Annotated in this window: 16 protein-coding genes and 1 pseudogene; 11 read left to right on the plus strand and 6 right to left on the minus strand. The window is 72.4% G+C overall.

All coding sequences use genetic code 11. The features are described 5' to 3' along the window. The first annotated feature begins 63 nt into the window (after positions 1-63). From C7C45_RS08995 to C7C45_RS09025, 7 genes are all read left to right on the plus strand, one after another. A complete protein-coding gene (locus C7C45_RS08995) occupies positions 64-1308 on the plus strand; it encodes a glutamate-5-semialdehyde dehydrogenase (RefSeq protein ID WP_110563147.1) in 1245 nt (414 codons plus the stop codon). Between the two features lie 85 nt (positions 1309-1393). Then, entirely contained in the window at positions 1394-1795 is a 402-nt protein-coding gene (locus C7C45_RS09000; RefSeq protein ID WP_110563148.1) for a YbaB/EbfC family nucleoid-associated protein, read from the plus strand. Positions 1796-1797: 2 nt separating this feature from the next. Beyond that, entirely contained in the window at positions 1798-2124 is a 327-nt protein-coding gene (locus C7C45_RS09005) for a hypothetical protein (protein ID WP_110563149.1), read from the plus strand. A gap of 27 nt (positions 2125-2151) precedes the next feature. Then, positions 2152-2649, plus strand: coding sequence for a WXG100-like domain-containing protein (locus C7C45_RS09010; RefSeq protein ID WP_110563150.1), 498 nt, complete (start codon positions 2152-2154; stop codon positions 2647-2649). Further along, entirely contained in the window at positions 2639-3265 is a 627-nt protein-coding gene (locus C7C45_RS09015) for a hypothetical protein (RefSeq protein WP_110563151.1), read from the plus strand. Before C7C45_RS09010 ends, C7C45_RS09015 begins: the two co-directional genes overlap by 11 nt. Further along, positions 3262-3882: a hypothetical protein gene (locus C7C45_RS09020; protein WP_110563152.1), complete on the plus strand. Its 621-nt coding sequence runs from the start codon at positions 3262-3264 to the stop codon at positions 3880-3882. Before C7C45_RS09015 ends, C7C45_RS09020 begins: the two co-directional genes overlap by 4 nt. A gap of 33 nt (positions 3883-3915) precedes the next feature. Next, entirely contained in the window at positions 3916-4431 is a 516-nt protein-coding gene (locus tag C7C45_RS09025) for an SUKH-4 family immunity protein (RefSeq protein ID WP_110563153.1), read from the plus strand. Here C7C45_RS09025 and C7C45_RS09030 read toward each other — a convergent pair. The 6 genes and pseudogenes from C7C45_RS09030 to C7C45_RS35675 form a co-directional block, all read right to left on the minus strand. Beyond that, positions 4415-5245 carry a prenyltransferase/squalene oxidase repeat-containing protein gene (locus C7C45_RS09030; protein ID WP_110563293.1) on the minus strand — a complete coding sequence of 277 codons (831 nt, stop codon included), beginning with the start codon at positions 5243-5245 and terminating at the stop codon, positions 4415-4417. The genes C7C45_RS09025 and C7C45_RS09030 overlap by 17 nt on opposite strands. Before the next feature lie 103 nt (positions 5246-5348). Next, positions 5349-6530 carry an adenylyltransferase/sulfurtransferase MoeZ gene (gene moeZ / locus C7C45_RS09035; protein WP_110563154.1) on the minus strand — a complete coding sequence of 394 codons (1182 nt, stop codon included), beginning with the start codon at positions 6528-6530 and terminating at the stop codon, positions 5349-5351. Positions 6531-6652: 122 nt separating this feature from the next. After that, positions 6653-7480, minus strand: coding sequence for a DUF3152 domain-containing protein (locus C7C45_RS09040; RefSeq protein WP_110563155.1), 828 nt, complete (start codon positions 7478-7480; stop codon positions 6653-6655). A gap of 96 nt (positions 7481-7576) precedes the next feature. After that, the gene (locus tag C7C45_RS09045; protein WP_110563156.1) at positions 7577-8431 is read right to left on the minus strand and encodes a DUF3152 domain-containing protein; all 855 of its coding nucleotides are present in this window, start codon (positions 8429-8431) and stop codon (positions 7577-7579) included. 5 nt (positions 8432-8436) lie between these two features. Next, a complete protein-coding gene (locus C7C45_RS09050) occupies positions 8437-9411 on the minus strand; it encodes an alpha/beta fold hydrolase (RefSeq protein ID WP_110563157.1) in 975 nt (324 codons plus the stop codon). A 23-nt stretch (positions 9412-9434) separates the two neighbouring features. Continuing rightward, positions 9435-10919 (minus strand): annotated as a pseudogene (locus C7C45_RS35675) (hypothetical protein); the annotation flags it as partial. 2126 nt (positions 10920-13045) lie between these two features. Here C7C45_RS35675 and C7C45_RS09060 point away from each other — a divergent pair. The 4 genes from C7C45_RS09060 to C7C45_RS09075 all read left to right on the plus strand — a co-directional run. Continuing rightward, entirely contained in the window at positions 13046-13684 is a 639-nt protein-coding gene (locus C7C45_RS09060; protein WP_110563158.1) for a TetR/AcrR family transcriptional regulator, read from the plus strand. A gap of 64 nt (positions 13685-13748) precedes the next feature. Next, positions 13749-13976 (plus strand): DUF3107 domain-containing protein, encoded by a 228-nt coding sequence (locus C7C45_RS09065; protein WP_110563159.1) that lies wholly within the window; start codon positions 13749-13751, stop codon positions 13974-13976. Positions 13977-14642: 666 nt separating this feature from the next. Continuing rightward, positions 14643-16343 carry a DEAD/DEAH box helicase gene (locus tag C7C45_RS09070; RefSeq protein WP_110563160.1) on the plus strand — a complete coding sequence of 567 codons (1701 nt, stop codon included), beginning with the start codon at positions 14643-14645 and terminating at the stop codon, positions 16341-16343. 86 nt (positions 16344-16429) lie between these two features. Continuing rightward, positions 16430-17581, plus strand: a 1152-nt coding sequence (locus C7C45_RS09075) for a class I SAM-dependent methyltransferase (RefSeq protein WP_110563161.1), incomplete at its 3' end; no start/stop codon positions are given.

Consider the following 17581-nt stretch of genomic DNA (forward strand, 5'->3'; position numbering starts at 1 on the left):
AGCGAATCATCGATTCAGAGCGGTGGTGCCTCAGGGCAGCACGGAGCGAAGCGGAGTGCTGGCATGAGCGTTGTCGAGCAGGCGCGACGGGCCCGGGAGGCAGCCGCGGAGTTGGCCGTGGCCACGCGTACGGCCAAGGACGCCGCGCTGGTGGCGATGGCCGACGCGCTGGTGGCGCGTACCCCGGAGATCCTGGCCGCGAACGAGACGGACCTGGCGGCCGGCCGGGAGGCCGGGCTGAGCGCGGCCGTGCTGGACCGGCTCGCGCTCGACGCGGGCCGGGTGGCCGGCATCGCCGACGCGTTGCGCGAGATGGCGGCGCTGCCCGACCCGGTCGGTGAGGTGGTCCGCGGCTCGACCCTGCCCAACGGGCTGGAGCTGCGCCAGATCCGGGTGCCGTTCGGGGTGGTCGGCATCATCTACGAGGCGCGGCCGAACGTGACGGTGGACGCCGCGGGCATCTGCCTGAAGTCCGGCAACGCGGCGCTGCTGCGCGGGTCGTCCTCGGCCGCGCACTCCAACGCCGCGCTGGTCGCGGTGCTGCGCGACGCGGTCGCCGGCGCTGGGCTGCCGGCCGACGCGGTGCAGCTTCTCGACGCCAGCTCCCGCGACTCGGTCAAGGAGCTGATGCGCGCCCGAGGGCTGGTAGACGTGCTCATCCCGCGCGGTGGCGCGTCCCTGATCCGCACCGTGGTCGAGGAGTCGACCGTGCCGGTGATCGAGACCGGGGTGGGCAACTGCCACGTCTACGTGGATGCCGCCGCGGACGTGGCGAAGGCCGTCGCGGTGACGCTGAACGCCAAGACGCAGCGCCTGTCCACCTGCAACACCGCGGAGTCGCTGCTGGTGCACGCCGGCGTCGCCGACACGTTCCTGCCGCCGATGCTGGCCGCTTTCGCCGCGGCCGGGGTGACCGTGCACGGCTCACCCGAGGTGGCGGCTTACTCCGCTGCCGTGGTCCCGGCGACCGAGGAGGACTTCGCCACCGAATATCTGTCCGCCGACATCTCGGTCGCGGTGGTCGACTCGCTGGACGCGGCGGTCGCGCACATCCGCCGGTTCGGCACCGGGCACACCGAGGCGATCCTCACCGACTCCGCGAGCGCGGCCCGCGACTTCGTCGCGCGGGTGGATGCGGCCGCGGTGATGGTGAACGCATCGACCCGCTTCACCGACGGCGGCGAGTTCGGGTTCGGCGCGGAAATCGGCATCTCCACGCAGAAACTGCACGCTCGCGGCCCGATGGGCCTGCCTGAGCTGACCTCGACGAAGTATGTGGTCACCGGAGACGGGCACCTGCGCGGCTGACCGTCCTCGGTGGACGGGGTCCCGCCGGGGTGTGCCGGGTCGCTAGTCTGAGGCTGGTTCGGCACGGCCAGTCCGGGGAGGCAGCATGCTGGATGAGAACGCCCTGGAAGAGCAACTCGCGCAGGCCCGGGCCGCGTTGCGGGATGTCAGCCGCACCGTCGCGCCCCGGGAACGGGTCGAGTCGGTGGGCGAGGCGGCCGACGGACGGATCCGGGTCACCGTCGGCAGCGACGGGCGGGTCAGCGCCGTCGACCTCGATCCCCGGGTGCTCCGCGAGGGTTCGGAACAGCTCGCCGAGGAGTTTCGCCGGGCGGTGAACGCGGCCCTCGACGGGCAGGACGAGGCCGTCACCGCGACGGAGCCGATGCCCGACCTGGCCGCGATGACCGCCACCGTGGAGCGACTCCAGGACCAGGGCCTGCGGCAGATGCGGGAAATCACCCTCGCCGTCAGTGAGACCATGCGGAAACTGCATGGGAGGAGCTGACGATGGACCCGCTCGACGTCGACGTCGACTCGGTGCGCCGCGGCGCGGAGGAGCTGGTCCAGGCCAAGGAGGCCGTCGGGCAGGCCTTCGAGGCGTTCCAGGCGGCGGTGGGCAGCTACGCGGACGCCTTCGGCGGCGACGACATCGGGATGCTGCTCGGCGTCGCCCACCAGGCCTGCGTGGACGGGCTGACCGAGTGCCTCAGCACCAACCTCACCGAGCTGGAAAACTACGCCGCCGGCCTGCACTCGATGGCGGAGGGTTACCGGGCCGTCGAGGAGGGCGTCACCGACATCTTCCAATCAATCCTCGGCAAGCTCGGCGGCTGAGCCCGCCGCACGGGGAAAGGAGTCGCCGTGGGCCTGACGCTTCCGGGTGAGCTCGTGTCGCTGCTCTCGATGATCGGGTACGACTGGCCGGAGTCGGACGAGACCGCCCTGTTCCAGCTTGCCGGCGAGTGGACCGGCATGGCCGACCGGATCAACGGTTCGGTCGCCCAGTTGGAGTCGGCCGCCCGGACGGTGCTGGACACCAACCGGGGCGAGAGCTTCACCGCGTTCGCCGAAGAGTGGAACGACGGGGAGTCGGCCCCCCGCAACATCGCCGACGCCACCGACCCGACGAACATCATCGCCATCGGGTTGATGGCCGGGGCGGGCATCGTGCTGGCGTTGAAGATCCAGGTGATCGTGCAGCTCATTCTGCTGGCGATCCAGATCGCGCAGGCGATCGCGACCGCGGTGGTCACCTTCGGGGCGTCGCTGCTGGAGATCCCGATCTTCAAGATCATTACCGGGATCATCGTCGACCAGCTGATCGGCATGGCGGTGGACGCGGTGCTCAATGGGGGGTAAGAAACGCGACGCCCCGACCCGGCAGGTCAAGGCAAAGGGCGCACGAATCGTCTCGGCGTTCCTGGACAACGACGAGGTCTTCCGGACCGCCAAGACCACCGGTGCCAAGGTGAACGAGCCCGCGGTGCTGCGGCTGAAATACCGACCGGACTTCGACAAGAAAGACTTCGACCGCAAGGCGAGGGATCTGGTCCGGCTCGGTCAGGAGGGCAAGCTGTCCAAGGCGAAGTCGGACCGGGATAGCAACAGCGTCTACGACCGCAACAACAAGACAATGCGCGACCGTTCGAGCGTGTACCGCGAGCGGATGATCCGGCGGCTGACCAAGAACGAGAAGCTGACAAAGGACCACGGCACCCGGGAGACCAACAAGTACCTGGCCAACAAGTCCCTGGTGGATCGCCTCTACTACCCCAAGCGGAAACAGCCCACCGCCGTCGGCCAGGGCGTCGACGCGGACCACATCCAGGAGCTGCAGCTTGATGGGGAGGATGCATACGATAACCTCAGGCTGATGGACGCCTGGACCAACCGCCAGATCGGCAGCGACATCTCCGTCGCGCTGCGGAACGTCCCCGAGGGCCACCCGATCATCGTGAAGTGGATTGACGAGTGAGCAGCCCCGACGCCACCGGCGTGCTGGCCGAGATCCGGGACAAGCTGGCGCTGCTCACGCGCCTGGAGGCCGAGCACGGCTTCGGCGTCGTCATCGAGGACCTGGCAGCGCTGGAGCCCCTCCCCGACCTGCCCGGCGTGGCGGAGGCTTACAGCCTCCTCGGCCGGGTGGAGGGCGACAACTTCCGGTTCAGGCCCCCCGAGGAGATCGCCAGCCCGGCGGCCTGGAGCGCCTACACCGTCGACCCGGACGATCCGATGGGCAGCCCGTTGCCCATCGGCCACGAGGTGTGGAGCATTCCGAAAGGCCTACGCGGCGAGATCCCGGGTGGTGCCGCGATCTTCCTGGACATCGAGGACCTCGAGGTCTACTGGATGGAGCCGGGCGCGTACATGTTCCAGTACGAGCACCCGGACGACGACGTCGAATACACCGTCCTCGCCCCCGACCTCGCCACGTTCTTCAACGATTGGGTGCTCGGTCCGGGCTACCCCGACCTGGTCGCGACCGTCCTCGGCCCCGGGGTCCGCGATCGGCGGCTCCGCAAGGGCCGGCATGCTGGAGAGTACGCCGACAACTGGCGGCGTCTGCTGATCACCGCCGGCCTGTCGTCCTGACCGACCCGACTCCTGTGACCACGAAGGATCGTCATGGCCGTTGATCCCCGGTTCCGTGCCCTGTGGCACGAGGACGAGCTCATCCCGTACCCGCGTGAGGCGTGGCTGGAGGGGGGCTTCAGCCCTGACCTGCTCCCCGCCGGCGACGAGATCCCGCTCGACGTGGCGGTCGTCTACACCGCCTTCCTCGAAGACGACGTCGAGCTGTACGACACCATGCAGCTGACCACCGAGGACGGATCGCTGGACATCCGGCTGATCGTGGTGGGCGCCGTCGCGGACAACCCCAACCTGCTCTACGTGCTGGACCCGCGCACCGGTGAGATCCTCCAGTTCGACCTGGACCAGAAGGACGTCCAGGGCGTCAACAGCAGCTTCCGCACGTTCGTCGAGTTCCTCTACCAGTTCGCGCTCTTCGTCGAGGCGGACGAGGGCAAGGCGGGCCGGGCGGAACGGGCCGAGACGCTGCGCACGGTGCTGGAGAGCATCGACCCGGCCGCGTTCGCTCCGGACGGCTGGTGGCCGCTGGTGATCAGTCAGTTGAAGTGACAGCCCAGCAGGCCCGGATCGCCCGCAGCGTGGTGTGCACATCGAACTGGTGACCGTCGTCGCTGTCCCAGCCGCCGTCGCTGCGCTGAGTCCTGGTGAGCCGCTCGCGGGCCGAGACCAGCAACCAGTGCTCCTCGCCCACGTCGACCCGGCGCAGCGTCCCGGCCAGCCAGGCCACGTCCGCCGGGGACAGCTTCGGGATCCGCTCGGCGAGCACCCCCTGGATCAGCGCTGACTCGTAGTACATCTCCTGCCGGTGCAGCACGGCCGCGCTCAACCAACCGACGGGCACGAACGATGGCCAACTGCCGTCCGGGGCGAGCTGCACGGCGAGCGCCTGCGCGGCGGCCTGCACCACCCCGGCGTACGACCCGCCGACCCGGTGGTCCAGCGGCCCGGCGGCGCGGGCGTCCCGGCCGCCCACGCTGAGCCAGAAGCCGGCGTTGGCGGTGAGGTAGAGACGGGCCTCCGGGTCGCCCGGCCGGGCCCACTCCGGGGCGAGGTCGGCCAGCGCCGGGTCCTCGTCCCAGCCGCCGTCGGGCAACTGGCGGGCGGCGAGCCAGTCCAGCGCGTGCCGGGCCGCCGGGCGGCCGAGGGCACCGAGGTCGTCCAGCTCGGTCAGGCGGAAGCAGGTCGCATCGACGGAGCCGACGGCACCGTCCAGGACGGCCGGCCAACCGCCGTCGGGCGTCTGCCCGGCCTCGGCGGCGTCGAGCACCTCGTCCGGCACCGGCGCACCGGTGCGCAGCCAGGAGAGACGCGCACGGTCGACCGCGTCCCCGTGCGCCACGACGAAGCCGATAGCGGCGTCCATGTCCACCACGGCGGTCACGCTACCTGCGCAAAGGCCGTCGCGCCTCGGAGAATCGGCCGAGGCCGGGGCGGGCGAGTGGCCCGCCGCCGGCCCCGGTCGTCGCTCAGTACGCGGGCAGCGACGGGTCGATCTGCTTGATCCAGGAGAGCACGCCGCCCTGCAGGTGCACGGAGTCCCGGAAACCGGCCGCCTTGAGGGCGGCGAGCGCCTCCGCCGAACGGACGCCGGACTTGCAGTGCAGCACGATCTGCCGGTCCTGCGGCAGCTTCGCCAGGGCCTCCCCGGAGATGATGTCGCCCTTGGGGATCAGGGTGGCGCCGGGGATGCGGACGATCTCGTACTCGGCCGGCTCCCGGACGTCGACCAGGAAGATGTCCTTGCCGGCGTCCTGCCACTCCTTCAGCTCCAGAGCGGTGATCGTCGAGTCGATCGTCGCCTCCTGGGCCTCCTCGGAGACCGCGCCGCAGAAGTCCTCGTAGTCTTCGAGCAGGTCGGTGACCGTCGGGTTCTCGCCGCAGAGCGCGCAGTTCGGGTCCTTACGGACCTTGATCTTGCGGTATTCCATTTCCAGGGCGTCGTAGACCATCAGGCGGCCGACCAGCGGCTCACCGATGCCGGTGAGCAGCTTGATCGCCTCGTTCACCTGGATCGAGCCGATCGACGCGCAGAGCACACCGAGCACGCCACCCTCAGCGCAGGAGGGGACCATGCCGGGCGGCGGCGGCTCCGGGTAGAGGCAGCGGTAGCAGGGACCGTGCTCGGCCCAGAACACCGATGCCTGGCCGTCGAAGCGGTAGATCGAGCCCCAGACGTACGGCTTGCCGAGCAGCACCGCCGCGTCGTTGACCATGTAGCGGGTGGCGAAGTTGTCGGTGCCGTCGACGATCAGGTCGTACTGGGCGAAGATCTCCCGGACGTTCTCCCGGTCCAGTGCGGTGTTGTGGATCTCCACGTTGACCAGGGGGTTGATCTCGCGGATCGACGCCGCGGCGGACTCGGCCTTGGACCGGCCGATATCGGACACGCCGTGGATGATCTGCCGCTGGAGGTTGGACTCGTCGACGGTGTCGAAGTCGATGATGCCGAGGGTGCCGACCCCGGCTGCGGCGAGGTACATCAGGGCGGGCGAGCCGAGGCCACCGGCGCCGACACAGAGCACCCGGGCGTTCTTCAGCCGCTTCTGCCCGGTCACTCCGACGTCCGGGATGATCAGGTGGCGTGAGTAGCGGCGGATCTCGTCAACGGTCAGCTCGGCGGCGGGTTCGACGAGCGGGGGCAACGACACGGTGGACTCCCCGGGATCGGCGGTGTGAACCGCGCCATTGTTGCTCGCGGGAGGCCCGCTCGGCCATGAGGGACGCCACTGGTCCGCGATGCGGGAGCGGGAATAACCGACGACCCGGCCGATCAGGGGACGATGTCACCCGCGTAGCGACGGCCGTCGAGGTACGGCCAGGCGTTGGCGAGGCAGCCGTTCAGGCCGTACGTCTGCTGTTGCATCACCGGAGCGGCCGCACCCGGGCCGGGGCAGGCCTCGTGCTCCTCGCCGAACTCGTGGCCCACCTCGTGGTTGATCACATAGGTGCGGTAGGTGTCCAGCGGGGCGCCGTAGTCGGGGACCGCCTCCATCCAGCGGGCCAGGTTGATGATGACCTGGCCGGGCAGGCGGCAGGAGGTGTAGCGCTCGGTGGTCAGCCCACCCTCGGCGCACATCCGCTCGGACGTGACCGGGGTGGCGAGGTAGATGGTGAAGTCGGCGGCCCCGGCGTCGGCCACCCGTTGCACCCGCAACTCGTCGGAGGCGATCCAACTGCGCGGGTCGGCCAGCACCTCGTCCACCTTGGCGGCGAATGCGTGCGCGTCCTGGCCGGTACCGCGTTCGACGGTGACCCGGTAACGGCGCAGCGGCCCGTCCGTGCCGTGCACGGGTGTCTCGCCGTCGGCGACGGTGAACCGTCCCGCTCCGACCGAGGGGTAGCTGATGGGCGTCGGGTGCGCGGGCGCCCCTCCTCCGTGGCCCATTTCGCCCTGGGTGGTGGCCGGAGGCTCGGCTGGCGGCTCGCCGCCCCGGTTCAGCGTCACGACGGTGGCTGCGGCGAGCACGAGCAGGCCGATCAGCAGACTGCGGCGCCGGTGCCGGCGCATCCGGACGTTCGCGGAACGCGCAGCCCCGTACGCCGACCGGCCGGACTGGTCGGGCGGCGCGGGTGGGCCGTAAGGGGACGACGGCGTCATGACGTCGAGCCTGCCAGATTATTCCGGCATTTCTCCGTTTTTGCCGCTATTGGCGCAAGACGCCTGATGGAGGCGGGACGGTCGTGTCGGCGTCGCTCAGAGGGCAGGGCCGGCGTAGCGGCGCCCGTCAAGGTACGGCCACGGGTTGACCCGGCACCCGTTGAGAAAGAGCGTCTGCTGCATCATCACCGGCGCCGGCCGGCCCGCACCCGGGCAGCGCTCGTGCCGGTGCCCGAGCTGGTGACCCACCTCGTGGTTGACCACGTACGTCCGGTAGACCTCCAGCGGCACACCGGCCGAGACGAAATGCGGCACGGACAGCCGCCACCGATCCAGATTGATGATCACCCGGCCGGGCGCGCGGCAGGACGTGTACGGCCGACCCCCGATTCGGATGTCCACTCCACCATCGGCGCACATTCGACCCGCCGTGCGGGCCGTGGCCAGATACACGGTGAAGTCGCGGGGCGCCTCCCCCGGCACCTGCTGCAGCCGCAGCCGGCCGCTGTCGACCCAGCTGCCCGGCCCGGCGAGCGCCATCTGGACGGCCTGCGCGAAATCTGCGGCGTCCTCGTTGCTGCCCGACTCCACCGCGACCCGGTAACGCCGCAGCTCACCCGCGCGGCCCAGCACTGGGCCGGAACGCGCGTCGTAGCCGAACGTCCCGGTGCCGGCGCTCGGGACCGCGCCGGACACCCGCAACACCGGGGGCGGGCTGGACGGGACCGAACCGGAGGGGGACGGGCTGGCCGACGGCGGCAACGGCGCGGCCACCAGCGGCGGCCGCGTGGCGAGCGCCTCGGCAGCCAACTCTTCGGCGCCGCGGCGCCCACCCGAGCCTTCGGCGATCACGGTCACCGCCGCGCCGACGGCCAGCACGACCGCCACCAGTTGGGCGAGCAGTGCGAAGCGTCGCTGACGGCTGACGGGGCGGCGGGCGGAGCTGGGCATCCGGCTCAGCCTGCCAGATCAGACCGCCCGACGGTGTCCCCCGTTTCGGTGAGCAGGCCGACCACCGCCCGGGCGACCAGGCGGGGAACTTCCAGCTGTGCCACATGACCGACGCCGTCGAGCATCATCAACCGGCTGTCCCGGATGACCCGGGCGGTCTGCGGCGCGACGCGTACGTCGATCAGACGATCCTGCCGGCCGCCCACCACCAGGGTCGGTGCCCGCACCGACGCGGCGAGGCGCCACAGCGAACCCGGCCCCGGCAGATACGCCCGCAGGAAGCTGGAGACCAGCCCACGGAACGTCCGGACGTACGCGGCGGCATAGTGCTCGGCCTCGTAGCGCACCCGGATCTCCTCCAGCGCCTCAGCCCGGCGCTGCGCACAGATCCGGCTGAGATCGGCGACGCAGGCCTCCAACACCTGCTGGGCCATCACCTCCGGGGCGAACTGGGTGAGCCGCCGGGCGACCAATCGTTCAGCCCGTGGAATGGCGAGCACCGGCAGCATCCGCCCCTGCAGAGAGCGGCGGAAATCCAGGAACGGCAGCGCCGGGGAGATCAGCGTGAGGGTACGGACCAGATCCGGCCGGAGCCCGGCGACCTGGACCGCGACCGCGCCGCCCAGCGAGTTGCCGAACAGGTGCACGGGGCCCCGACCGGAGTGCTCGATCCAGCGGATGACCAGGTCCGCGAAGGCCCCGATGGTGTAGCGGGGGCCCGGCTCACTGCGGCCGAAGCCGGGCAGGTCGATGGCCTGACCGTCCAGCCGGTCGGCGAGCAGCCCGGCTAGGTCGGTCCAGTTCTGCGACGACCCACCCAGCCCGTGCACGTACAGCGCCGGATCCGCACCGGCGGCGGTGGCCGGGGTGTCCCGCACGTACGTGACCAAGCCGTCGAGGCGGACCTCCCGGCCCGGCCATGGCGGCGGGACCCGGTCATCGGGGAGCAGATGGTCCGGCCAGAGAGTGGCACGCTTCATCAATACAGTCTGCCCCGGCCCACTCAGGACAGCAGCGCCTCCAGCCGACGATTCACCGCCGCGAGCGTCGCCCGGACCACCGCCTGCCGCGGATCACCGGCAACCAGAGCCGAACCGGCGAGCTGCTCGACCCAGCCCTCACAGACGAGCAGCACCACCACCGTGGCCACCTCGCAGTTGCCGAACGGCACCACCGCCGCGTGCTCGACGAAGCAGCGCCCCCGCTCGGCGTTCTCGGCGCCACGCAGCAACTCGTCGACCGCGGCGGCCGCCGCCACCGCGCAGAGCCGCAGCACGTAGCCGTCCACGGCCGGCCCGGTGGCGTACCCGGAGGCGCTGTCACCGTCGGCCAGCAGCCGCACCTCCACGTTGGCGTCCAGGCCGAAGGTGCTCACCTGCACATGGTCGATAACCACCCGCGGACCCGGCGTGCCGCCGGTGTCCAGCGGTCGGGACGGCGCCGACTCCGTCGTGGTCACCTGACCACCGGAGTACGACGTGCCGAGCGTCGCCGGGCTGCCGGTTGCGGCACCGGCCGGGGCGGCGGAGACCGATCCCGGTTCCTCGACGGTGGCCCGGCCCCGGTGTGGCGAGTTCGGCCGACGCCGGCGTCCGGTGTCCGTGCCGGTCCACTGCTCGGGGTCTGCCGGCGGGGCCTCCGCCCGACCACCTGACGGACGACCGGTCGCCGTCGACTCGGCCGCCCGGATCTCACCGGTACGCGGATCGGCACCGGCGTCGCCCGGGGCTGTGCCCTGGGGCTCGGCGGGTCGGGGCTCGGCGGTACGTCGCTCGGCGGGTCGGGGCTCGGCCACGCGACGGCGAACCGGCGGGGGTGGCGTGGTGGGCAGGCCGGGCACGTTCTGTGGGGCGGCGGCCAGCCCCATCCGTTCCTGAAGCAGCCGGGCCACCTGTCGGCTCACCTCCGCCGGGTCGGCGCCGTCGGCGAGGTCCAGTCGCAGACTGTGCGCCCCTGCCGGGGTGCGGCGCAGCGCCGCGTCGCGGACACCGGCGACCTCCCGAACGGCGTCCAGGATGGCGTTGACATCGAACCCCTCGGGGCGCTCCCGCAGAGGCGCTGGCTCGTCGTCACGGCGGAGGTGGGTGGCGATGCGGGCGAGCTCCGGGGTTTCGGCGGGTGGCTCCACGGCTGGCGGCTCCGGCACGACGGGCACGTCCGGTTCCGCGGGGACGCGCTGCGGCAACACCGCCGCCCTCGGGTCCGGTTGTCGGGCGTCGTCGGCCGGGTCGGTCGGCGGCGTCACGTCGGGGGCGGATCGGCGAGCCGCGTAGGGGGAGGTGGACGCGGGTGCGGACCGGTCACGACGACCGGGCACGTTCGGGACGGAGGGCGGGACCGTGCCACCGGAGGACGGCGTGTCATCGGCGGACGACGGGGTGCTCATCGACGCGGGTGCGCGCGGTGGATCGGCGGGAGGCAGCCCGGGCGATTCCGGTGTCGCCGGCCGAAGCCGGAACGGCGCGGCCGGTCGGATCTCGGGCCGTGGCATACCGGGCGTCTCGCCCGCGTCGCCTCCGAGGGGCCGGTTGGCCGACTGGCTTGCCGCCCAGGACGGGCGTTCCGCAGGGGCCGCGGGGAGGCGACCCTCGGACCAGTCCGGCCGCTCGGCATGGGAGGCGCTCGCCGGGGTGATGGACGCACCGCGCACCCAGGAGGAGCGCTCCGCCACCAGGGACGGGCCCGCCGGGGCAGGTGGCGCGTCGGCCACCGTGGGAGGCGGCCCGGCCGGCGCCGGGAGTGGCGCAGGTGGCCCGGCCGGCGCCGGAGGTGGCGTGGCAGGCGGCCTGTCGGCCGACGCCGGGCTGGCGGCCCGGGAGGGGCGCGTCGGCGGGGAACTGGTCGGCGCCGGATCGGAACCCCCGGCCCAAGACGGCCGAACAGGCGGAACACTTGTCGACGCCTCGGACCCACCAGCCCAAGACGGCCGAACCGGCGGAACACTTGTCGACGCCTCGGACCCACCAGCCCAGGACGGCCGAACCGGCGGAACACTTGTCGACGCCTCGGACCCACCAGCCCAAGACGGCCGAACCGGCGGGGCGCTGGTCGGCTCGGCGTCGGCTCCGCCGGCCCAGGACGGCCGCTCAAGACGGGGCGCACTGGTCGCCCCGGAGCCGGCCCAGGATGGCCGGTCGGCGGGCGGGCCGCTGGTCGGCGTCGGGCCGCCGGCCCAGGATGGCCGGTCGGCGGGCGGGCCACTGGTCGGCGTCGGGCCGCCGGCCCAGGCGGGGCGCTCGACGACCGGTGGTGTCATGCCTGACGACGACACCGGCGGTCCACTCGTGGGGGACGGGTCCCCGTCGGCGGCCCGGAGCGGGCGATCGGCGGGCGGGACGGCCGCCGGTCCGGCCCAGGACGGGCGGTCGGACGGCGGCGCGCTGGTTGGCTCGGCGGGGCGCACCGGCGCGGCATCGGATCGGGGTTCGCCTCGGGCGAGGTCATAGGGGTGGGGCAAATCGGCACGCACCGGCTCGTACGGCTGGTGGGGCTCGGCCTCCCAGCCTGGCGCGGACTCGTCCCGGGCCGCAGGGCCAGCCGGCTCGTCGTCCTGGCGGGACCAGGACGGCGCCCATCCGCCACCCCAGCTCGGGCGGTTCCAGCTCGGCCCTGACCAGTCCGGCTCGATGGCCGACGATTCCCCGGCCCGAGGCGCGTCACCGGCACGGCGTGATTCCCCTGGCCAGGAGCTGTCGGCGGCGCGACCCGGATCGGTCGCGTCGGCGTGCCCGGCCGGTCCCGGTGCTGATGGGTGCTCCGGTGGGAGCGGGTCCCGCCAGTCGCGTGGCACGGACGGTGGTTCGTCGGCGGCCAGCCGCTCGGCGGTCGGCGCGTGGAAGCCGGGCGGCACCTCGAAACCCGACGCGGCGGTGCCGACGGGCGGCACCTGGACGGCCGGCGGCGCCGAGGTGGGCAACCCGGGCTCGGCCCAGCGGGCGCGATGCGCGGCGGTCGGGTCGGCGGCGGAGCGTTTGGCGGGGCCGGTGTCGGGCTCGCCGCCCCCCTGCTCCATCGGAGGTACGGGACGTTGGGCGGGCACCACCAGCCGGTCGCTGGTCGCCTCGCGTCGCCCCTGGGCGGGCAGCCCGGGCGGCGCGCTCACCGGCGTGGGGCGCGCTGCGGGTGGTTCGAGACCGGGACGGCGGACGCCGTTGGTGTCGTCCGGGTGGTGCACCCCGTTGGCGTGGTGGCCGTTGGCGCGGGCCGGCGGATCGAGGTCATCTGGAAGCCCGGCCAGGGGCGGCGGCAGGTCGCCATGTCGGGTGGACGAGGTGCGCCAGCCGGACGCCGGGTCCGGTTGCCACTGCGGCGCCTCGTCCCGGGCATCCTCACGATCGGCCGCTCGGGGCCACCCACCCGCCGGGGGTGCCCACCCGCTGACGGGACGCCCCGGGTCGTCGTGCTGACCCGCTCCGTCACCGTGCTCTCCCGGGGTGGCGGCTCCGGGTTGCCCTGTTTCACTCACCGCGCGCTCCTTGGTCGCCCTCGCTGAGGCTACCGTGTGCCGAGAGTGGCGATAAGTTACAGCGGCGGGCCATTTCCACGACGGGGGTCACGGGCCTCGCCCGGTCTGGGGGGAAAATGCCGGCTCGTACGGAGAACTCGGAGGATCCCATGACCGCTGCGGGGAACGGTGCACAGACCGCTGGCCGGCCCACCCGCCTGCCCCGCTCCGCGCGCCGAAAGCAGCTTCTCGCTGCGGCGCAGGAGGTGTTCGTCGCGCAGGGCTACCACGCCGCCGCGATGGACGACATCGCCGAGCGGGCCGGGGTCTCGAAGCCGGTGCTCTACCAACACTTTCCCGGAAAGATGGATCTCTACCTGGCGTTGCTCGACACGCACTGTGACGCCATCGTCGCTCAGGTGCAAGATGCGATGCGCGGCACCAGCGACAACAAGGAACGGGTCGGCGCCTCGGTGCGGGCGTACTTCGACTTCGTCGACCACGAGAGCGAGGCGTTCCGCCTCGTCTTCGAGTCGGATCTGCGCAACGACCCGGCGGTGCGGCAGCGGGTGGAGCGGGTCGAACAGGGCTGCATCGCGGCGATCACCGACACCATCATCTCGGACACCGGGGTGAGCCGGGCGCACGCCGAGTTGCTCGCCTCCGGCCTGGTTGGCGCGGCGGAGACGGCAGCGCAGTTCTGGCTGGCCGGTGGCCGGCAGGTGCCAAAGGCCGAGGCCGAGGCGCTGGTGGCCGCGCTGTCCTGGCGGGGCATCGCGAGCTTCCCGCTGCAAGGTGAGTCAGCCTGACCACCGACCCCGTGATCGGATAGCCTTCGCAGGGCGGTTCTTTCGCCCCAGTTGAGGAGGCACAGTGGAGGTCAAGATCGGCGTGCAGTACGCGCCGCGTGAGCTGGTACTGGACAGCGCTCAGTCGCCGGCCGAGATCGAGCAGATCGTGACCGACGCCTTCGCCGGCAACGGCGGCACGCTCTCCCTGACCGACGAGAAGGGCCGGCGGGTCATCGTTCCGGTCGAGAAGGTCGCCTACGTCGAGATCGCCGAGGCGTCGCCCCGGTCGGTCGGTTTCACCGTCCGCTGACCGGTCCGGCCATCGCGGCAGGTCGGCGTCGACCCACCTGCCGCAGGCCGGTACCGGACCCCGACTCGCCCGAGTGGTCAGGTCGTCATCCCGCCGTTCGCGTGGTGTGCGCGGCGGCCTGCCCCCGGACAGCCCCGGCACGCCGACCCGGCCGCCTGCTCGATGAGCCGCGCCGCCTGCGCGCGACGGAGCCGCGCCACTTGAGCGCGATGAGCCCGACCGCTTCAGCTCGATGAGCGGGCTGCCGATGGACCGGCGTCCGGCGATCAAACCGGAACCCGATCTCCGGCAGGATGCCTGCGCGCGGGGGGTGCGGCCAGCTCGGCCGACCGCTCCGGCGCTGCCAGCGCATCGGCGAGCGCTCGGATGAAATCGCCTGTCATCGCGTCGCCGAAGACGCCCCCCACCCTCGGCACCTGTGTGACGCAGATCACAATCACTGCCCCCGCGTGGCGCCTGGCCGGCTGGGAATCGGGACGGGGCCATGCCTGTTCAGGTAGCATGGAGCAGTTGCCGTGGGCGCCGATCTGATCGACGTTCAGCCCGCGGCGCGCGTGCGGCCCGGTCCGGCTCGGCAGTCTGCCGCCGACCGTGTGGCCCGCGTCATACCGATCGCGCCCTGAGGACATGACGGGCGCACCCACGAGAGGGCACCCCCACATCCACATGAGCGAGCTGACTCAAGATTTGATGGACGGCCAGGAACTGGCCCCCACCGCCCCGGTTCGACCCGAGGCCCCCACGTTCGCCGCACTCGGCGCCCGTGCCGAGACCGTCGAGGCATTGGCCGCGGCCGGCATCACCCGCGCCTTCGCCATCCAGGAATACGCGATCCCGATCGCGCTGCGCGGCGTCGACCTGATCGGTCAGGCGCCCACCGGCACCGGCAAGACCCTCGGCTTCGGCGTCCCGCTGCTCGACCGGGTCTTCGCGCCCGGCGAGGGCAGCGACGGCGTCCCCCAGGCACTTGTCGTCGTCCCCACCCGTGAGCTGGGCATCCAGGTCGCCAAGGATCTGGCCGCCGCCGGCCGGACGCGGGGCGTCCGGGTGCTGCCGATCTACGGCGGCGTGGCGTACGAGCCGCAGATCGACGCGCTGCGCAAGGGCGTCGAGATCCTGGTCGGCACCCCCGGTCGGCTGATGGACCTGCAGAAGCAGAAGCACCTCCGACTGGACCGGGTGCACGCGCTCGTCCTCGACGAGGCCGACCGGATGCTCGACCTGGGCTTCCTCGACGACGTCGAGAAGATCCTGGCGATGCTCCCGGAAGACCGCCAGACGATGCTCTTCTCGGCCACCATGCCGGACCCGATCGTCACCCTGTCCCGGCGTTTCCTGCGCCAGCCGATGACGATCCACGCCGGGCACACCGCCGAGACCGGCCCGTCGCCGCAGACCCAGCAGCTGGTCTACCGCACCCACTCGATGAACAAGGTCGAGGTGGTGGCGCGCATCCTCCAGGCCGAGGGACGCGGGCTGACCATGATCTTCACCCGCACCAAGCGGGCCGCCGACCGGGTCGCCGAGGACCTCGACTTCCGCGGGTTCGCGGTCGCCGCGGTGCACGGTGACCTCGGCCAGGGTGCCCGCGAGCGGGCGCTGCGAGCCTTCCGGGCCGGCAAGATCGACATTCTGGTCGCCACCGATGTGGCGGCCCGCGGGCTGGACGTCACCGGCGTCACCCACGTGATCAACTATGACTGCCCGGAAGACCAGGACACCTACACCCACCGGATCGGCCGTACCGGCCGGGCAGGCGCGACGGGTGTCGCGGTGACCTTCGTCGACTGGGACGACATGCCGCGCTGGCGGATCATCGACAAGACCCTCGGTCTGGAGATGCCCGAGCCGCCGGAGACGTACCACACGTCGCCGCACCTCTACACCGACCTGCACATCTCCACCGAGGTCAGCGGCACCCTGCCCACTGCCGAGCGCACCCGGGCCGGGCTGTCCGCCGAGATCGAAGAGGATCTGGGTGGGACGACGCGCTCCCGTCGGGGCGACAGCGGCCCTCGGGGCGGCCGACGCGGTGAGAGCCGGGGCGAGGGCCGCGGTGAGGGCCGGGGCGAGCGCCGTGGTCGGGGCGACAGCCGTCGTGACCGCTCCGACGCCGGCACTCCGGCCGTCGCGGAGGCACCCGTCGGCGATGCTGCCGAGGAAGGCACCCGTACCCCGCGCCGTCGGCGTCGTCGCCGGGCCGGCGATGCGGTCGTGGGCGAGCCGACCGCGGTGATCACCGCCGACGCTGGTCCCACCGAGCCGGCCGTCGCATCCGACGGCGAGCCGTCGAAGCCGCGCCGCCGTCGGCGCCGCCGTGGTGGCGGTTCCGATGCGGGTACGCCGGCCGAGGCGACCGCGGACTGACCACCAGCCACACCTGACATCCCCCGCACCGCCTCGCGCGGTACGGGGGATGTTCCCTTCCCACCCCACCTGCCGAAGATGGAACGATGCCGGAACCACTGGACGCCGCCCTGACCGAAGTTCGGGCGTTGCTGCTCGACCCATCGCTGACCCGGGCGGTCGCCGCCGGACGACGCCGTGGGCGCCATCCCGTGGTGATGCGGGCCGAACTGCGGCCGGTGACGCTCAAGGCCGGCCCGCGGCTGCAGATCGCCACCTCCGACGGCACGCGCCCCTACACCCGCAACGTCGCCCTCGGTCCGGAGACAGTCCAGGCCATCGACGAGCTACTGGCTGAGCCGTTCGGCAACTGGCACGTCGAGACGACCGACGCGACGCTGCAACTGCGGGTGACCAAGTCCGGCGAGGCGCAGGTGCACCGGGCCGCGACATCCCGCCCGGTGGCCACGCCGACTGGGAATGACCGGTCGAAGGAGTACCTGCTCGACCCGGGCGATGAGATCTTCGCCGAGATCGGCGGCTCGGCGGCCAAACGCCGCCAGGTGGACGCGTTCCTGCGTGCCCTGGCCGCGACCCTGCCCGACGAGCTGACCGGTCCGCTGCGGGTCGTCGACCTGGGCTGCGGCAACGCGTACCTGACGTTCGCCGCGTACCGCTACCTGACGAGTCGAGGGCTCGACGTCCAGCTGATCGGCGTGGATGTCCGGGAGGACCAGCGGCGGCGCAACACCGAGCTGGCGCAGCGGCTGGGCTGGGCCGACCGGGTCAGCTTCGTGGCCGGCACGATCGCCGACGCTGTCGTCGACCCCGCCCCCGACCTGGTGCTGGCGCTGCACGCCTGCGACACGGCCACCGACGAGGCGCTGGCCCGCGCGGTGCGCTGGGAGGCCCGCTGGGTGCTGGCCGCGCCGTGCTGCCACCACGACCTGGCGAAACAGCTCCGCGCTCACCCCGCCCCGACCCCGTACGAGCTGCTGACCCGGCAGGGCATCCTGCGCGAGCGCTTCGCCGACGTGCTCACCGACGCGCTGCGGGCCGGGCTGCTGCGGGTGCACGGATATCGGGCCGAGGTGGTGGAGTTCGTGGACTCCCAGCACACGCCCCGTAACCTGCTGATCCGCGCCCGCCGTACCGGCGCTGCGGCAACCGAGCCGCAGCGCGCGGAGTATCGCGAGCTGGTGAACCAGTGGCAGGTCACGCCCCGGCTGGAGACGCTGCTGGCAGCCGGCAGCCGGCGG

It is taken from the genome of Micromonospora arborensis, from assembly GCF_003205615.1.
In the GTDB taxonomy this organism is placed as follows: domain Bacteria; phylum Actinomycetota; class Actinomycetes; order Mycobacteriales; family Micromonosporaceae; genus Micromonospora; species Micromonospora arborensis.

Coding starts and splice junctions, on each gene's coding strand:
- C7C45_RS09030 (WP_110563293.1), bottom strand. CDS start 5,245: ATGGACGCCGCTATCGGCTTCGTCGTGGCGCACGGGGACGCGGTCGAC.
- C7C45_RS09015 (WP_110563151.1), top strand. CDS start 2,639: ATGGGGGGTAAGAAACGCGACGCCCCGACCCGGCAGGTCAAGGCAAAG.
- C7C45_RS09025 (WP_110563153.1), top strand. CDS start 3,916: ATGGCCGTTGATCCCCGGTTCCGTGCCCTGTGGCACGAGGACGAGCTC.
- C7C45_RS09070 (WP_110563160.1), top strand. CDS start 14,643: ATGAGCGAGCTGACTCAAGATTTGATGGACGGCCAGGAACTGGCCCCC.
- C7C45_RS09000 (WP_110563148.1), top strand. CDS start 1,394: ATGCTGGATGAGAACGCCCTGGAAGAGCAACTCGCGCAGGCCCGGGCC.
- C7C45_RS08995 (WP_110563147.1), top strand. CDS start 64: ATGAGCGTTGTCGAGCAGGCGCGACGGGCCCGGGAGGCAGCCGCGGAG.
- C7C45_RS09005 (WP_110563149.1), top strand. CDS start 1,798: ATGGACCCGCTCGACGTCGACGTCGACTCGGTGCGCCGCGGCGCGGAG.
- C7C45_RS09060 (WP_110563158.1), top strand. CDS start 13,046: ATGACCGCTGCGGGGAACGGTGCACAGACCGCTGGCCGGCCCACCCGC.
- C7C45_RS09040 (WP_110563155.1), bottom strand. CDS start 7,480: ATGACGCCGTCGTCCCCTTACGGCCCACCCGCGCCGCCCGACCAGTCC.
- C7C45_RS09045 (WP_110563156.1), bottom strand. CDS start 8,431: ATGCCCAGCTCCGCCCGCCGCCCCGTCAGCCGTCAGCGACGCTTCGCA.
- C7C45_RS09050 (WP_110563157.1), bottom strand. CDS start 9,411: ATGAAGCGTGCCACTCTCTGGCCGGACCATCTGCTCCCCGATGACCGG.